Origin of the sequence: Lentzea jiangxiensis (assembly GCF_900104175.1) — a bacterium.
GTDB classification, from domain to species: domain Bacteria; phylum Actinomycetota; class Actinomycetes; order Mycobacteriales; family Pseudonocardiaceae; genus Lentzea; species Lentzea jiangxiensis.
The window spans coordinates 108,010-124,203 of sequence record NZ_FNIX01000012.1 but is presented as its reverse complement, the minus strand read 5'-3'; the positions used below and the strand labels follow the sequence as shown (position 1 = coordinate 124,203).

Annotated in this window: 13 protein-coding genes; 6 read left to right on the top strand and 7 right to left on the bottom strand. The window is 71.4% G+C overall.

All coding sequences use genetic code 11. The features are described from left to right. Positions 1-33 precede the first annotated feature (33 nt). On the top strand, positions 34-3,900 hold the full coding sequence (hrpA, locus tag BLQ91_RS26925) for an ATP-dependent RNA helicase HrpA (protein WP_090101033.1): 3,867 nt from the start codon (positions 34-36) through the stop codon (positions 3,898-3,900). Between the two features lie 16 nt (positions 3,901-3,916). Then, positions 3,917-4,468, top strand: coding sequence for a hypothetical protein (locus tag BLQ91_RS26920; RefSeq protein WP_143022828.1), 552 nt, complete (start codon positions 3,917-3,919; stop codon positions 4,466-4,468). Here the strand turns inward: BLQ91_RS26920 and BLQ91_RS26915 are convergent. Continuing rightward, positions 4,442-4,774 (bottom strand): winged helix-turn-helix transcriptional regulator, encoded by a 333-nt coding sequence (locus BLQ91_RS26915; protein WP_245733828.1) that lies wholly within the window; start codon positions 4,772-4,774, stop codon positions 4,442-4,444. The two genes, BLQ91_RS26920 and BLQ91_RS26915, sit on opposite strands and share 27 nt — an antisense overlap. 39 nt (positions 4,775-4,813) lie before the next feature. Between BLQ91_RS26915 and BLQ91_RS26910 the strand changes: the two genes are divergently transcribed. Further along, positions 4,814-5,149 carry a YybH family protein gene (locus tag BLQ91_RS26910; RefSeq protein WP_090101030.1) on the top strand — a complete coding sequence of 112 codons (336 nt, stop codon included), beginning with the start codon at positions 4,814-4,816 and terminating at the stop codon, positions 5,147-5,149. A gap of 29 nt (positions 5,150-5,178) precedes the next feature. Here BLQ91_RS26910 and BLQ91_RS26905 read toward each other — a convergent pair whose 3' ends face one another. Continuing rightward, positions 5,179-5,949 carry an alpha/beta hydrolase gene (locus BLQ91_RS26905; protein WP_090101029.1) on the bottom strand — a complete coding sequence of 257 codons (771 nt, stop codon included), beginning with the start codon at positions 5,947-5,949 and terminating at the stop codon, positions 5,179-5,181. Positions 5,950-5,989: 40 nt separating this feature from the next. On the opposite strand from BLQ91_RS26905, the gene BLQ91_RS26900 reads away from it, so the two are divergent. Beyond that, a complete protein-coding gene (locus BLQ91_RS26900) occupies positions 5,990-6,865 on the top strand; it encodes a hypothetical protein (RefSeq protein ID WP_090101028.1) in 876 nt (291 codons plus the stop codon). Positions 6,866-6,885: 20 nt separating this feature from the next. Here BLQ91_RS26900 and BLQ91_RS26895 read toward each other — a convergent pair whose 3' ends face one another. The 5 genes from BLQ91_RS26895 to BLQ91_RS26875 all read right to left on the bottom strand — a co-directional run bounded on the left by BLQ91_RS26895 (position 6,886) and on the right by BLQ91_RS26875 (position 13,059). Continuing rightward, positions 6,886-7,857 (bottom strand): PP2C family protein-serine/threonine phosphatase, encoded by a 972-nt coding sequence (locus BLQ91_RS26895; protein WP_090101027.1) that lies wholly within the window; start codon positions 7,855-7,857, stop codon positions 6,886-6,888. Beyond that, positions 7,857-9,989: a serine/threonine-protein kinase gene (locus BLQ91_RS26890; protein WP_090101026.1), complete on the bottom strand. Its 2,133-nt coding sequence runs from the start codon at positions 9,987-9,989 to the stop codon at positions 7,857-7,859. The genes BLQ91_RS26895 and BLQ91_RS26890 overlap by 1 nt, the downstream gene beginning before the upstream one ends. Before the next feature lie 13 nt (positions 9,990-10,002). After that, positions 10,003-10,959, bottom strand: a complete 957-nt coding sequence (locus tag BLQ91_RS26885) for a glutamate ABC transporter substrate-binding protein (RefSeq protein WP_245733827.1) — start codon at positions 10,957-10,959, stop codon at positions 10,003-10,005. After that, positions 10,956-12,197: a hypothetical protein gene (locus tag BLQ91_RS26880; protein ID WP_245733826.1), complete on the bottom strand. Its 1,242-nt coding sequence runs from the start codon at positions 12,195-12,197 to the stop codon at positions 10,956-10,958. Before BLQ91_RS26880 ends, BLQ91_RS26885 begins: the two co-directional genes overlap by 4 nt. A 109-nt stretch (positions 12,198-12,306) precedes the next feature. Then, positions 12,307-13,059 carry a TetR/AcrR family transcriptional regulator gene (locus BLQ91_RS26875; RefSeq protein WP_218130420.1) on the bottom strand — a complete coding sequence of 251 codons (753 nt, stop codon included), beginning with the start codon at positions 13,057-13,059 and terminating at the stop codon, positions 12,307-12,309. Between the two features lie 41 nt (positions 13,060-13,100). Here BLQ91_RS26875 and BLQ91_RS26870 point away from each other — a divergent pair, with 41 nt between their 5' ends. Both BLQ91_RS26870 and BLQ91_RS26865 read left to right on the top strand, forming a co-directional pair. Beyond that, positions 13,101-15,419 carry a DEAD/DEAH box helicase gene (locus tag BLQ91_RS26870; protein ID WP_090101022.1) on the top strand — a complete coding sequence of 773 codons (2,319 nt, stop codon included), beginning with the start codon at positions 13,101-13,103 and terminating at the stop codon, positions 15,417-15,419. Beyond that, positions 15,419-16,177, top strand: coding sequence for an SWIM zinc finger family protein (locus tag BLQ91_RS26865; RefSeq protein ID WP_090101020.1), 759 nt, complete (start codon positions 15,419-15,421; stop codon positions 16,175-16,177). The genes BLQ91_RS26870 and BLQ91_RS26865 overlap by 1 nt, the downstream gene beginning before the upstream one ends. The last annotated feature ends 17 nt before the right edge of the window (positions 16,178-16,194 follow it).

Sequence of the window (16,194 nt, the reverse complement as noted above, 5' to 3'; positions counted from 1 at the left end):
CGATTCGCACCGCCTGACTATCCTTGAACCCAAATGGACACCCCGCACGCTGAACTGCACAAACGCCTGCCCGAGCTCATGCCGCGTGATCACCGCAGGCTCGCCAGGCGCCTCGACGGCGCACGCAAGGTCAAGGACCCGCTGGCGCGCAAGAAGATCCTCGAGGAGATCGCCGCCCAGATCGACGAGGCCGCGCTCAAGGTCGCGCTGCGCAGGGAGTCCGTCCCGAAGATCAGCTATCCCGAAGAGCTGCCGGTCAGCCAGCGCAAGGACGACATCAAAGAGCTGATCGCGCAGCACCAGGTCGTGATCGTGGCCGGGGAGACCGGGTCGGGCAAGACCACGCAGCTGCCCAAGATCTGCCTCGAGCTCGGCCGGGGCGTCACCGGCCAGATCGGCCACACCCAGCCGCGGCGCATCGCCGCGCGCACCGTCGCCGAACGCGTCGCGGAGGAGCTGGGCACCAAGCTCGGCGACACGGTCGGCTACAAGGTCCGGTTCACCGACCAGTCCGGTGACGAGACACTGGTCAAGCTCATGACCGACGGCATCCTGCTCGCCGAGATCCAGACCGACAGGACCCTGTCGCGCTACGACACGATCATCATCGACGAGGCCCACGAACGCAGCCTCAACGTCGACTTCCTGCTCGGCTACCTCAAGCAGCTGCTGCCGCGCCGCCCCGACCTCAAGATCGTCATCACGAGCGCCACGATCGACCCGCAGCGCTTCAGCCAGCACTTCGAGAACGCCCCGGTCATCGAGGTCTCCGGCCGCACCTATCCCGTCGAGACCCGCTACCGGCCCCTGGACGAGGACGACGACCAGATCCAGGGCATCGTGGGCGCCGTCCACGAGCTGCAGGCCGAAGGCCCCGGCGACATTCTCGTGTTCCTCTCCGGCGAACGCGAGATCCGCGACACCGCCGACGCCCTCAAAGCCGAGGACCTGCGCAACACCGAGATCCTGCCGCTCTACGCCCGGCTGAGCGTCGGCGAGCAGCACCGGGTGTTCCAGCGCCACACCGGGCGCCGCGTCGTGCTCGCCACCAACGTCGCCGAGACCAGCCTCACCGTGCCGGGCATCAAGTACGTCATCGACCCCGGCACCGCCCGCATCTCCCGCTACAGCCACCGCCTCAAGGTCCAGCGCCTGCCGATCGAGCCGATCAGCCAGGCCAGCGCGAACCAGCGCAAGGGCCGCTGCGGCCGCGTCAGCGAGGGCATCTGCATCCGCCTGTACTCCGAGGAGGACTTCGAGGCGCGCCCGGAGTTCACCGACGCGGAGATCCTGCGCACCAACCTCGCCAGCGTCATCCTGCAGATGACCAACATCGGCCTCGGCGACGTGGCGAGGTTCCCGTTCATCGACCCGCCCGACGCCCGCAACATCAACGACGGCATCGGCCTGCTGCAGGAGCTCGGCGCCATCAACGCCGCCGAGAAGACGCTCACCCCCACCGGCCGCAAGCTCGCCGCGCTGCCCGTCGACCCGCGGCTGGGCCGCATGGTGCTCGAGGCCGACACCACCGGCTGCCTCAGAGAAGTCATGATCATCGCCGCGGCGCTGTCCATCCAGGACCCCCGCGAACGCCCCGCCGACCAGCAGGAAGCCGCCACCCAGCAGCACGCGAGGTTCGTCGACAAGGAATCGGACTTCGTCACGTTCCTCAACCTGTGGCAGTACCTCAAGGAACAGCAGAAGGAACTGTCGGGCAACCAGTTCCGCAAGCGCTGCAAGGCCGAGTTCCTCAACTACCTGCGCGTGCGCGAATGGCAGGACATCTACCTGCAGCTGCGGCAGGTCGCCAAGCAGATCGGCATGCACCTCGACGACCAGCCCGGCGACCCGCGCAACATCCACATCGCCCTGCTGTCCGGCCTGCTCAGCCACATCGGCGTCAAGGACATCGTCACAAAGCAGGCGCCAGGCGAGAAACGCCGCCCCATGACGGAGTTCCTCGGCGCCCGCAACGCCAAGTTCGCGATCTTCCCCGGCTCCGCGCTGGCCAGGAAACCACCGCAGTGGGTGATGGCCGCCGAACTCGTCGAGACCAGCCGGCTGTGGGGCCGCATCGTCGCCAAGATCGAACCCGAGTGGGCCGAACGCCTCGGCGAGCACGTCGTCAAACGCCAGTACTCCGAACCGCACTGGGAAACCAAACGCGGCAGCGTCGTCGCCCTGGAGAAGGTCACCCTCTACGGGGTGCCGATCGTCGCCGGCCGCAAGGTCAACTACGGCCGCATCGACCCCGAGCTGAGCCGCGAGCTGTTCATCCGCCACGCCCTCGTGCAGGGCGAGTGGACCACCCACCACCGGTTCTTCCACACCAACCGCGCGCTGCTCGAGGAAGTCGGCGAGCTGGAGAACCGCGCCCGCCGCCGCGACATCGTCGTCGACGAGGAGACGCTGTTCGAGTTCTACGACAAGCGCGTCGCCCCCGAGGTCGTGTCCGCGCGGCACTTCGACTCGTGGTGGAAGAAGCAGAAGGACAAGAACCAGCTCACCTTCACCAAGGAGATGCTGGTCAACGACCGCGCCGACGTCAGCCCCGAGGCCTACCCCGACCAGTGGCGCCAGGGCGAGCTCACGCTGCCGCTGAGCTACCACTTCGAGCCCGGCACGAAGAACGACGGCGTCACCGTCCAGTTGCCGCTGCCCGCGCTCACGACGCTGGACGACGACGCGTTCTCCTGGCAGATCCCCGGCCTGCGCCACGACCTCGTCGTCGCGCTCATCCGGTCGCTGCCCAAGCAGCTGCGCCGCAACTTCGTGCCCGTCCCCGACGTCGCCACCGCCGTGCTGGCCCGCATCACACCGCAGGAGACGTCGCTGCTCACCGGCGTCGAACGCGAGCTCAGGGCGTTGACCGGGGTGACGGTGCACCGCGAGGACTGGCGGTTCGACGCCGTGCCCGACCACCTCAAGCTCACCTTCCAGGTCGTCGACGACAACAACCGCACCCTCGCCGAGGGCAAGGACATCGCGGCGCTCAAGGAGAAGCTGCGCGACGAGGTCCGCGAGTCGCTGTCGCAGGCCGCCGGGCACCTCGAACGCACCGGCATCACCACCTGGGACTTCGACGCGCTGCCCAGGACCATCGAGCAGCGCCAGTCCGGCATCACCGTCACCGCCTACCCGTCGCTGGTCGACCGCGGCGACAGCGCCGCGATCAAGGTCCTCGACACCCCCGGCCGGCAGGCCCACGCGCACCGCCGCGGTGTGCGCCGGCTCCTGCTGCTGGGCATCAACTCACCGGTCAAGCACCTGCAGCGCCACCTCGACAACGCCGCCAAGCTCGCCCTGACCCGCAACCCCCACGGCGGCGTCGCCGCGCTGCTGTCGGACTGCATCACCGCGGCGGTCGACCGGCTCATGGGCGAACCGGCCTGGGACGCCAAGTCCTACGCCGCACAGCTCAAGCGAGTGCAGGCCGCGCTCAACGACACCACCTGGGTCGTCGTGCAGGAGGTCCGCAAGGTCCTCCAAGCCGCCCACGAAGCCGAGCTGGAACTCGGCGGCCTCAAGGGCGCGCCCGACTCCGCGCAGGACATCCGCGGACAGCTCAACTCCTTGGTGTACAAGGGTTTCGTGACCGACACCGGCTACGACCGGCTGCCCGACCTCGTGCGGTACCTCAAGGGCATCTCCCGGCGCATCGAGAAGCTGCCCGAGAACCCGCGCCGCGACCTCGACTGGACCGACAAGGTCCACCAGGTCCACGCCGAGTACCGGGAGCTGCGCGCCCAGACCCCGGCCGACGAACCCGCGCCGGAGCTCGACGAGATCCGCTGGATGATCGAGGAACTGCGCCTGTCCTACTTCGCCCAGACCATCGGCACCCGGTACACCGTCAGCGACAAGCGCATCTACAAAGCACTCGACGCCGTGCCGCTGTGAGCCGCTATCGTGGACCATGCACTTCCCGGGGGATTCCACGTGGCAGGTGTCCAGCGGCCACGGCGGCACCTTCGCCCTCTACGTCCGTGACGCGCTCGGCATCAGCACACCGGCAGCCGACGCCATCCCCGCGCTGACCCCGCCGGTTCCGCGGCTGTCGGGCGTCGTGGTGCCGGAGACCTTCGGGGCGGCGTGGGACCGGTGGTGGACGCGGTCGCTGATGAACAACGGCGCCGAGTTCGTGCCCAGCCGCTGGCCCGTCGGCATGCCCGCGCAGCTCAAGCCCGCCTTCGAGGCGTGGCGGCCCGACCGCACCTCGCCCGAGGAGTCCGGCAGGCGCGACGCCGCGCGGACGGTGTTCCACGAGGTGCTCGTGGAAGTCGTCGCGCAGCTCACCGGCGAGCTCGGCCACCCGCCGAGGTTCGCCCTCGACGTCACCGAGCTACCGGTCCAGGGCAAGTTCTGGCAGCGCGTCGGCCCGCGGGCCGTGCTGGTCTCCGAGGAGCTCAAAGGCTCCCGCACCATCATCGCGCCGCTGGAGTCACTGCTGCGCGAGCTCGCCCAGTAACGCCTCACCCGTGCGGTGCAGCTGCTCCAGCAGCGGCCGCAGCAACCGCCCCTTCGCCGTCACCGCGTAGGAGGTGCGCACCGGGAAGCCGGGGGAGCGGGTGCACTCCACCAGACCCTGCGCCACCAGCGACTCCAGCCGCTCGGTCAGCACCTTCGCGCTCAACGACGGCAACCCCGCCCGCAGCTGTGAGAACGACCGCGGGCCGCACAGCAGGTCGCGCAGCACCAGCGTCGCCCACCGGCCGCTGATCGCCGCCAGCGCCACCTCCACCGGGCAGTCCTCGGACGGGCGGTCCCAGGTCACCGTTTGGTGACCCATTCGAGTGGACGCGACGCTGTCGGCATGCATCCCGCCAGTGTGGCCCACGAGTTCGCCCGCGCGTTCAACTCCCGCGACGCCGCCGCCGTCGACGCCGTCTACGAACCCGCCGGCCTGTTCGTCCCCGAACCCGGCACCACCGTCACCGCAGCCGCACGCCAAGCCGCCAACCAGCGGTTCCTCGACCTCGGCCGGCCGATCGACCTCCGGCCGCGGCACGTCTACGAACACGACGGCATCGCGTTGCTCATCGTCGACTGGACCATCGGCGACGTGCACGGCACCGCCACCGACGTCGCCCGCAGGAACGCGGACGGCCGGTGGCGGTACGTGATCGACAACCCCTTCGGCACCGCCTGACCGGGTGGTTCCCCCAGGCGAGATCGCGTCTACCGGCTGACCGACAGCACCGCGTCGACCACCTGCGGACCGGAGACCAGCACCTCGTCGTTGTGGTCGGCGCCCGCGACCTCGACCAGCCGCGCCCGCGCCGCCGTCGCGACCTCGCGGCTCTGCGCGGGCGGCACGACCGAGTCCGCCGTCCCCAGCACCACCACGGTCGGGACGTCCACAGCGGACACCCGTTCGAGAACCGGGTACTTGTCCTGCAACAACATCCTCACCGGCAGCCACGGGTAGTGGTGCGACCCGGCCGCCGCCAGCGACGTGAACGGCGACCGCAGCACCATGCCCTTCGGTGCGCGGAACGTCGCGAGCTCCGCGGCCACCGCCGCGCCCAGCGACTCACCGAAGTACACGACCGGCCCGTCGACCAGGTCCAGCGCCGCCCGCGCGTCGTAGGTGAGCCCTTCCTCCGACGGCGAGCCGGGGTTGCCGCCGTAACCGCGGTAGTCGAACAGCAGCACCGACAGCCCGCGCGCCGTGAGCCCCCGCGCCAGCGACAGCCGCCCGGATCGGTTGCCGCCGTTGCCCGGGAACACCACGACCGTCGCGGGCGCGGCGGGCAGCTCGAAGTGCCAGCCGCCCAGCACCAGCCCGTCCGCCGTCACCAGCCGGACGTCCCGGCCGCCGGGCATCACCTCGTCCGCGCCCGGCAGCGGACCGGGGGAGGGGAAGTACACGAGCTTGCGCTGGAAGCTGAAGACCACGGCGACGATGGTGACAACCACCGCCAGCGCGATCAACACCGCCCTCCTCATCCGCCCATGATGACGGCTTGCCGCCGACTACGGTGCGGGCATGATCACCGTGGTCCGCTACGCCGACGGCGCCCTGCACGTCCCCGGCGGCGTCACCTTCCCCGTCGCCACCGAACCGAGGGGACAGGCCGTCGGGCCGGACCTCACGAGCGCGGTCTACACGACCGACAACGACCTGGTCTGCGTCGGCCGCGCCGGCGAGGTGCGGTGGCGGCACGCCTTCGGCACCGTCCAGGACGAGGTGTCAGGCGTCCGGGCCGGATGCGCCTTCTCGCACGACGGCACAACCGTGTGGCTGTTCCGTCCCGACGCGATGGGCCACTGGAACGACAGCAGGGACACCTGGCACGTCCTGGACGCGACCACCGGGGCGCTGCTCGCCGGCGCCGGTCTCGACACCGCCGGCCACGGCGGTGAACACCACGTCCACCCCAATGGCACCGACGTCCTGCTCGACGTCGGCGAGGGGCAAGACGGGTCGCTGCTGTTCCGCGGCCGCCTCGACGGCACCACCCTCGACGTGCGGCCCTACCCGTGGAACGACCGCGTGCTGGTGGCGCTCACCGCAGACGGTCGGCACTTCATGACCGTCCACCACGATCAGGACGACGCCGCCTTCCACACCTACCCCGGCGGCGACGTCATCGCCCGCGTCTGCGCGACCGACCTCGGCTACGACGAGGACGCCTGGCTGGCGTGGACCGGCGGCTACCTCGACGCCGACACCGCCTACGTCGTCGTCGCCGGTGAGAACGACGACGAGGAGTGGTTCCACCACCACCTCGTCGACGCGCGCACCGGCACACACCACGGCTTGTTCGACGCCCGCACCGACGACCCGTACGGGGTCATCTCCGCCGGCGACGGGACGTGGCTGACGTTCCACGACGGTGTGTTCCGCCGCCACAGCCGCTGAAGTTCACCGCAAGGAGTGAACTAAGGGGCGGAGGGAGCGAACGGCACCAGCACCACGGTGATGTTGTCGTGCCCGCCCGCCTCCAGCGCCACCTTCACGAACTCCTCCGGCCCGCACGGCAGCAGCGGCTGCAGGTCCTCCGGCTCGGGCCGGTAGTTGTGCAGGCCGTCCGAGCACAGCAGGAACACCCCCGGCGAGGCCGGCTGCAGCGTCACCACCTGCGGCACCACCTGGCCCGCGTCCGCGCCGATCCACCGCGACAGCACGTGCGCGCGGCGGTCGGTGCGCGCCTGCTCCTCGGTCAGCACGCCCTCGGCGACCAGCTGCGCCGCCCACGTGTCGTCCGTGGTGAGCTGCTTGGAGCCCTCGTCGGACAGCCAGTAGGCGCGCGAGTCGCCGACCCAGCCGATCGTCACCGACGAGTCGGTGACCAGCGCCGAGACGAACGTGCACGACGGCGCCACACCCCGGCCGCCCGGTTCGAGCGGCTCGTTCTCCACCAGCTGCTCCACGGCGGAGCACGCCGCCGCGACCGCGTCGACCATCGCCTGCTCGGCGTCGGCGGTGTCGATCAGCGCGTTGAGCAGCACGTCCACCGCGGCGTCCGCGGCGGCCTGCGAGGCCTGCTCCGCGCGTTCCGAGGAGGCCACGCCGTCGCACACCACCGCCGCGACGCCCTTGCCCGCGACGTGGCCGAACGCCATCGAGTCCTCGTTGCGCGCGCGGCGCTTGCCCCGGTCCGACACACCGGACACCGCGCCGAGGGTGTACTCGACCCGGTCGCGCGCCGAGGGCTGGTGCCGGCCGCACTGGGTGCAGTAGTCCTCGTCATCGATGTCCGGCGACCCGCACAGGATGCACGAGGCCTGCGCGGGACCGGTCGGTCCGCCCAGCGGGGTGCGGCGGACCAGCAGGTTGCGTCCGCACGCCTCGCAGAACCGGTCCTCCGCCGCGACGGGCGCGAAGCACTCCGGGCACTTCAGGGTGTCCATCAAACCAACGTCCTAGGCCTTACCGCGTTCGCGCGGTCCACCAATGCGATCCGTTCCTCCGGCGTGGCCGCGAACCGGGCCAGCGTGCGGTAGCGCCGCTCGAGACCCAGCCGAAGCTCGTGTTCGGAGAGTGCACAGTCCAGCACCCTGCCCTCGGCGGCCTGATTGCGGGTCACGTAGTCGTACGCCGCCTCCAGCAGCTCCGCCGACAGCTGCGTGCGCGAGTGGACGTCGATGTCCAAGGCGTGCAACCGTTCCCCGGCCGCGACGAGGTCGTCGGCGTCCCCGTGGCCGAGCTGCGCGCGCACCGCCGCGATCTGCGCCGCCAAATGTTGCGAAGACGTGTCCGGGACCGACAGCAGCACCTCGACCGCCCGCGCCCGGTCCCCGCACGCCAGCAGCACCCGCGCCAGGCCGAACGCCGCCGACACGTACGCGTGGTCGGTGCGCCACACCACCTCGTACCAGCCCGCCGCCGCCTTCAGGTCCCCGGTGGCCTCCCGGCACACGCCCAGCGCGAGCTTCGGGGCCGCCTCGCCCGGCACCGCCGAGCACACCGCGTCGAAGAACCCCAGCGCCTCGCCCGGCCGCTGGTCCACCAGCGCCGCGAGACCCCGGTACCAGTCGGGCCGCCAGTCCTCGGCGGGGTCGAGCTCCGGCTCGTCGAACATCGACGGCGCCGTCAGCGCCTCCAGCTCCTTGAGCGCGGCCGCGGTGTCGCCGGACTCGATGAGCACGCGCACGATCCGCAACCGCACCTCCACGGTCACCTCGGGGGCCTTGCGCAGCCCCGCCGGGTCCGTCGCCGTCGCGGTCGCGAGCCACGACGCGGCCGCGTCGGAGGTGCTCACGCTCGGCGCCGGCAACGCCACCGCCACCTCGCGCAGGTCCAGGGCGCCCTCCACGCCGAAGCGGCGGCGTTCCGGGGTGAACTGCTTGGACGGGCCCGGCCGCGGCACGTCGTCCTCGAGCGCCAGCACCTCGCGCAGCACCCCGGTGAGCTGCTCGGCCATGTCCTCGGCCGAGCAGAACCGCAGCTCCGGGTTCGGGTTCGTCGCGCGCAGCAGCAGCCGGTGGAACGACTCGAACCGCGCCAGCAGCGGCTGCTCCCGCTCGGTGGGCAGCCGGTCCTTGCACGTGCCCCGGAAGTCGAACGGGAAGCTCATCACCGCCAGCGCCCGCCCGACGGTGTAGATGTCGGAGAACACCGACGGCCCGATCGTGCCGATCTCCGGCGCCTGGTAGCCGACCGTGCCGTAGATGGGGGAGTGGTGGTCGTCGATGCGCCGCACCGCGCCCAGGTCGATCAGCTTGAGCTGCTCCTCGGTGTGAATCATGTTGTCCGGTTTGAAGTCGCAGTACAGCAGCCCCACCCCGTGCAGGTAGCCCAGGGCGGGCAGGATCTCCAGCACGTACGCGATCGCTTGCGCCAGTGGCAGCGCCTCGTCGCCGCGGCCCTCCCGGCGCCGGCGCGTGATCATGTCCTTGATGGACTCGCCGCCGACGTACTCCATCACGATGTACTCGACGAGCTTGCCGCTGGCCTTGTTCTCGTGGCGGATGAAGTTGTGGATCTTGACGATGTTGGGGTGCTCGACCTCGGCGAGGAACCGCCGCTCCGCCAGCGCCGCCGCCATCGCGTCGGCGTCACCCGAGTCGAGCAGGCCTTTCAGGACCACCCACCGGTCACTGACCGCGTGGTCCAGCGCCAGGTACAGCCACCCCAGGCCGCCGTGCGCCAGGCACCCCAGCACCTCGTACTGGTCGTGCAGCACCTCTCCGGGCGCGAGTTTCGGCGTGAACGAGTAGGCGTGGCCGCACTGCGGGCAGAACCCCTCCACCCGGCCCGGCCCGCCGTTCTTGGCGCGGCCGACCTTCTTGCCGCACTTCGAGCAGAACCGCTTCGCCTCCGGCACCTCCGGGTGCGACAGCACCGCGGTCGTCGGGTCGCGGTACGGCACCCGCGGCACCTCGACCAGGCCCGCCCCGAGCCGGCCGCGGCTCATCGACCGCGCACTGCCGCGCCGGGTGCGTGCCGAGCCCTGCCGTGACATCTCCTGCGACACCGACCACGGCGCCGTGCCCGGCGCCGTCGCCGGCCCTGTCACGGGCAGGTCCACCTCGTCAGCCATCGTGTCCCCCTCCCTAGTCCCGATAACGGCCGGCAGGCGGCGTGGGTGCCGGGCCGAGCGTGGTCAGCCACCGCCGGTACATCCCGTTCCACGTGCCGTCCGCGCGCATCCGCTCCAGCACGCCGTTGACGAACCGGACCAGGTCCTCCTGCCCCTTCGGGATCCCCACCCCGTAGGACTCGTCGGTGAACCGCTCGCCCACGACCTCGGTGTACGGGTCCTGCGCCGCCAGGCCGGCCAGGATCGTGTCGTCGGTGGAGATCGCGTCGGTCTGCCCCTGCTGCAGCATGACCAGGCAGTCGGTCCAGTTCGGCACGCTCACCGTCGTGCGCGCCCGGTTGACCACGTTGACCAGCGACGTCGACCCCGACGCCACGCACACGCTCCTGTCCTTGAGGCCGTCCACGCCGGTGATGCCGGAGTTGCGGCGCACCAGCACCCGCTGCCCGGCCTGGTAGTAGACCTGCGAGAAGTCCACGTCGCGCAGCCGCTCGCACGTGATGGTCATCGTGCGCACCACGACGTCGACCTCGCCGGACCTCAGCACCGGGATCCGCTCGGCCGCGGTGACGACCTTGAACTGCACCTTCTTCTCGTCGCCGAACACCGCCTTCGCGATCTGGCGGGCCACGTCGACGTCGAAGCCCTCGATCTCGCCGGTGAAGGAGTTGCGGAACCCCATCAGGTAGGAGTTCTGGTCCACCCCGGCGATCAACCGGCCGCGCTGCTGGATCCGCGCCATCGCCGACCCGCCGGGCATCTGCCCGGCCGGGGGCAGCGGGCCCGGTCGCAGGCTCGCCGTCGTGTCGCACGCCGGTGCGGCGGCGCCCGGGCTGCTCGGGGCCGCCGACACCGTGCTCGCCCCGGCCGGCTGCGGCACCGGGGCGCTGCGGGGCACCACCTGGCTGGGCGCCGGGCCCGCCGAACACGCTCCGAGCAGCAGCACCGCCGCCAGTGCCAGTCGCCTCACCGGTACTCCTTGAGTCGCTGCCACAACCCCATCACCGCCCCTGCCGCGGCGATCACCGCGAGCACCAGCACCCCGACCGCCGTGCCCGCGAGCGAGGCCCGCGCGACCGCCACCTCGTCGCTGAAGTCCTGCCTTGCCTGCCCGATCGCGCGCACCAGGTCCTCGTCCAGCGAGTCGAAGTACGGGGTGGCGACCAACGCGACCGCGTCGGCGTACTGGCCGGAGTCGTCGGCCTCGCGGACGCGCTGGTGCACCTGCTGCCACTCGCCGAAGTTGCGCACAGCCGAGTCCACGGCCTCGCCGCCCTCCAGGCGCTTCGCGTGCTCCAGCAGGTCCTCCAGCCGCTGCGAGACCTCCACGAAGTTCTTCTCGTAGGTCTGGCCCGCACCACGCGCGACCAGTGTCAGCGTCTCCTCGCCGCGCGCGGTCAGCGTCGCGATCCGCGCCTGCGCGAGCACGTCGACCTTCTCCGAGGCCGTGCGCGAGTCGCCGACGTCGCGCATCACCAGCACCGACACCGTCGTCACCCACAGCAGCGACAGCGCCGCTGCGCCCGTGGCGACCAGCAGGCCCACGTTGAGCAGCCGGTTCGTCTTGCGGGTCAGGTACCGCTGGGTCAGCACGAGCGCGACCACGAACGCCAGCGCCACCAGCACCGGCACCACCGGGAAGTCCGCCTCGTCCTGCGCGCGGGCCACCCGGTCGGTCTCCGCCCGGTACAGCTCCCGCGCCGCCGGCAGCAGCTGCGTGCGCATCAGCCCCGACGCCTCCCGCAGGTACGCCGCCCCGACCGGGAAGCCCTGCCGGTTGTTGGTGCGCGCGGTCTCGATCAGCCCGGTGTAGACCGGCAGCTGCGCGGCCAGCGTCGCGGTCAGGTCGGGGGAGGAGGCCGTCGCCACCGACAGCGCGGCCTGCGCCTGCGCGATGTCGGCCTCGTAGCGCTCCCGCAGCTGCGCGGGCTCCAGACCACCGGACAGGAACGCGCTGGCCGCGGTCGCGTCCGCGTCCTGCAACGCCCGGTGGACCTCCTGCGCCGCGTGCGACAGCGGCTCGGAGCGGGTCGCCAGGTCCTCCAGCGCCCGTTCCTGCCGGTTCACGCTCCACGTCGTCAGCCAGCCGCTGGCCAGCGCCGCCAGGACCAGGACCACGGCGATCACGGTCAGCCGACCAGGGGTCGACCGCGCCAGTCCGGTGAACCGGCGCAGCAGCGCCTGCCGGGGCTGCGAGTCGATCACCACGAGCGTGCCTCCCAGCGGCGAGTTGATCGGCGTGGCGTAACTGTAGGCACCTCGCCGACACCGCGTGGGGATTGACGGCGCTTCCCCGCGTGGTGTCACTCGCCTGTAACTACCGGCGTGACTCGATCAGCCGTTCGACCCCGTCCAGGATCATCTCCAGGCCGAACTCGAACGAGTGCTCCGGGCTGAACGCGCTGTGGTGCGCCTGCCCGACGGCACCTCCGACGCGGGCGGCCACGGGGTAGCGGGCCGGGTCGAACACCGTCATCAGCACCGGCGCCGCCGCGTCCCACCACTGCTGGTCGGTCAGGCCGGTCTCCTTCTCGGTCACCGCCGCCGCCGTCAGCCCGCGCGCCGAGTTCTGCACGTGCCCGAGCACCAGGTTCAGCACCGAGTCCATCTCCACGTCCGACAGGCCCACACCTTCCAGGCCGCGCAGCTCGAAGTCGTACTTCGCCGCGACCTGCGGGCCCAGCACCGTGCGCGACGGCGCCACCTGCAGCAGCCACGGGTGCCGCCGGTGCAGCCGCAGGTTCTCCCGCGCCACGTAGGCCAGGTGCTCCCGCCAGCCCGGCGACTGCTCACGCCCGGTCACGGCCTGCACGGTGTCGACCATGACGTCGACCAGCTCGCCCTTGCCCGGCACGTAGGTGTAGAGCGACATCGTCCCCACGCCCAACGACTCGGCCACGCGGCGCATCGACAGCGCCTTGAGCCCGTCGGCGTCGGCCAGCGCGATGCCCGCCTGCACGATGCGGTCCACGCTGAGGTCCGGCTTGCCCTTGCGCGACACCCGCTCCTGGGTGCGCCACAGCAACGCCAGCGTCCGCGCCGGGTCACCGCTGCCCGTGTGTTCGATCACGAGCACCACACTACCGTACCGTATGGTGTACGGTACAGAGTATGTTCTCGCCTGCCGACCCGCCCCGCTTCGGCCAGCTCGACGGAAAACCACTGCTCGAAGCCCTCCCGGAGGCACTGCGGCGAGACGACTACTGGGCGGTGGCCGCCGCCACCGCGCTCGCGTTCGTCGCCCGCGGCCGCATCGTGCCCGGCGTGACCGAGGGAGGCCACGACACCTGGCGCGTCGGACCGCTCGACCACGCCGACGAGCTGCACCTGCGCCAGCTCGCCGCCCACGGCGACTACGACGAGCTCCGCGCGTTCCTCGACGCCGTCGCCGACGCGCTGCCCCGTACCGGCGAAGGACCGTTCGCCGGCACCGCGCGCCACGAGGTGCCCGAGCTCAAGGCGTGGGCCGACGAGCAGATCACGATCTCCCTGCGCATCGAGACGACCGAGGACCTGCGGTTGTGCGCGATCGTCCAGGTCCGCGCCGTCACCGACCCGCACCCGCGTGACGTGCGGGGCTCCGGCCGTGAGCTCGACACCATCCGGGCGATGAGCCGCATCGACTGGCCCCCGCTGCAGCGCCTGCTCGACCAGGCCGACCTCACCGACGACGAGGTCACCGAGCTGCTCGGCACCGGCATCGAGGTCCACTGGCCCAAGAACCTCACCACCACCCTCGCCGCCAGGGCCGTCATCGGCGAGACCTCCGGCCGGTTCGGCACCGGCGACCTGCTCACGTTCGACTGGCGGCTCGCGCTGGGCGACGACGAGCTGACCGACGCCGAGATGGACCTCGTCGCCGACGCCTCCCGCCCGATCGTGAAACTGCGCGACCGGTGGGTCCTCGTCGACCCCGCACTGCGCCGCAAGGCCCGCCGGCAACTGCAGCCCATCACCGCCGTGCAGGCCGTCACCGCCGCCCTCACCGGCACCGCGCTCATCGGCGGCGAGCAGGTCACCGTCGCCCCGCACAGCCTCACCACCACCATCACCACGATCCCGCAGTTCCCGCAGCCGCCGCGGTTGCGGGCCCGGCTGCGCGACTACCAGCTGCACGGCCTGCGCTGGCTCGCCCACATGACGAGCCTCGGCCTGGGCGCCTGCCTCGCCGACGACATGGGCCTGGGCAAGACCATCACCGTCATCGCCCTGCACCTGCACCGCGCCGCCGACCGCCCCACCCTCGTCGTCTGCCCGGCCTCCCTGCTCGGCAACTGGGAACGCGAGATCCGCCGCTTCGCCCCCGGCACCCCGGTCACCCGCTACCACGGTCCACACCGGACCCTGCCCGCCGAAGGCGTCGTGCTCACCACCTACGGCACCATGCGCCTGGACATCGAGGCACTGCGCGCCCACGAGTGGGACCTGGTCGTCGCCGACGAGGCCCAGCACGTCAAGAACCCGCACTCCGGCACCGCCAAGGCACTGCGCTCGCTGCCCGGTCAGGCGCGCGTGGCGTTGTCCGGCACCCCGGTGGAGAACTCGCTGTCGGAGCTGTGGGCCGTCCTGGACTGGACGACCCCCGGCCTGCTCGGCACGCACCGCGCGTTCCGCACCCGCTGGCCCGAACCCGACGACACCCTCGCCAAGGTCGTGCGGCCGTTCCTGCTGCGCCGCCGCAAGTCCGACCCCGGCGTCGCCCCCGAACTGCCGCCCAAGACCGAGACCGACCGGTTCGTCTCCCTGTCGGTCGAGCAGGCTGCGCTCTACGAGGCACTCACCAGGGAGACCCTCGACCGGATCGCCTCCAGCGACGGCATGGCCCGCCGCGGCCTCGTGCTCACGCTGCTCACCGGTCTCAAGCAGATCTGCAACCACCCGTCGCACTACCTCGGCCACGACCGGCTGCGCGGCGGCTCCGGCAAGCTCGACCTGCTCGACGAACTGCTCGACACGATCATCGCCGAGGACGGCTCGGTGCTCGTGTTCACCCAGTACGTCGGCATGGCCAAACTCCTCGAACAGCACATCAAGCAACCCACCCGGTTCCTGCACGGCGGCACGCCCGTGCCGCGGCGCGAGCAGATGGTCGACGACTTCCAGCAGGGCAGGGCGCCGGTGTTCCTGCTGTCCCTCAAAGCCGCCGGCACCGGCCTCAACCTCACCCGCGCCGACCACGTGATCCACTTCGACCGCTGGTGGAACCCCGCCGTCGAGGACCAGGCCACCGACCGCGCCTACCGCATCGGCCAGACCCGGCCCGTCCAGGTGCACAAGCTCGTCACCGAGGGCACCGTCGAGGAACGCATCGCCGCGCTCCTGCAGGACAAGCGCGACCTCGCCGACGCCGTGCTGCACGGCGGAGAAGCCGCGTTCACCGAACTCACCGACGCCGAACTCGCCGAACTCGTCCAGCTCAGGAGCGCCTGATGACCGCACGCGGATTCGCCGCGTTCCCCAAGGTGAAACGCCGCGTCGCCACGACGTGGTGGGGCAAGGCGTGGGTGAAGGCCCTCGAGGACACCGCCCTGGACGCCGGCATGGTCCGCCTCGGCCGCCGCTACGCCCACGCCGGCGTCGTCGGCCCGATCACCGTGAGCCCCGGCCGCCTGCACGCCCAGGTCCACGACGACGACACCGTGCACAACACCACCGTCAGCGTCCCCGTGCTCTCGCAGGTCCAATGGGGACGGTTCCTCGACCGCGTCGCCGAGAACCCCGCGCACATCGCCGCCCTGCTGGACAACGACGTCCCGCGCGACCTCGTCGCCGCAGCGCAGGAGTCCGGTGTGGACCTGCTGCCCGGCATCGGCGACCTCGAACCCGACTGCGACTGCGACGGCTGGGAACTGCCCTGCCGCCACGCCGCCGCACTGGCGTTCCAGGTCGGCTGGCTGCTCGACGCCGACCCGTTCGTGCTCCTGCTGCTCAAGGGAAAACCGGAACGGGAACTCCTCGACGCCGTCCGCGACCGCGTCGCCGGACCCGTCGGCACCAGAACACCTGTGGTGGTTTCGCACGAAACCGCAGCTCAACTGCCCGCCAAACCGCCGATCCCCACCACCACACCTGTGGTGCTCGCGGTGGAGCCGCCGCCCGGTTTCGACGCCGCCGGCCTCACCGCGCTGATGGAGATCGCCGCGGGCAGAGCACGCGCCCTGCTGCGTTCGGGCACTCTCGAAGAGTGATCACCGAGAAGCAGAAG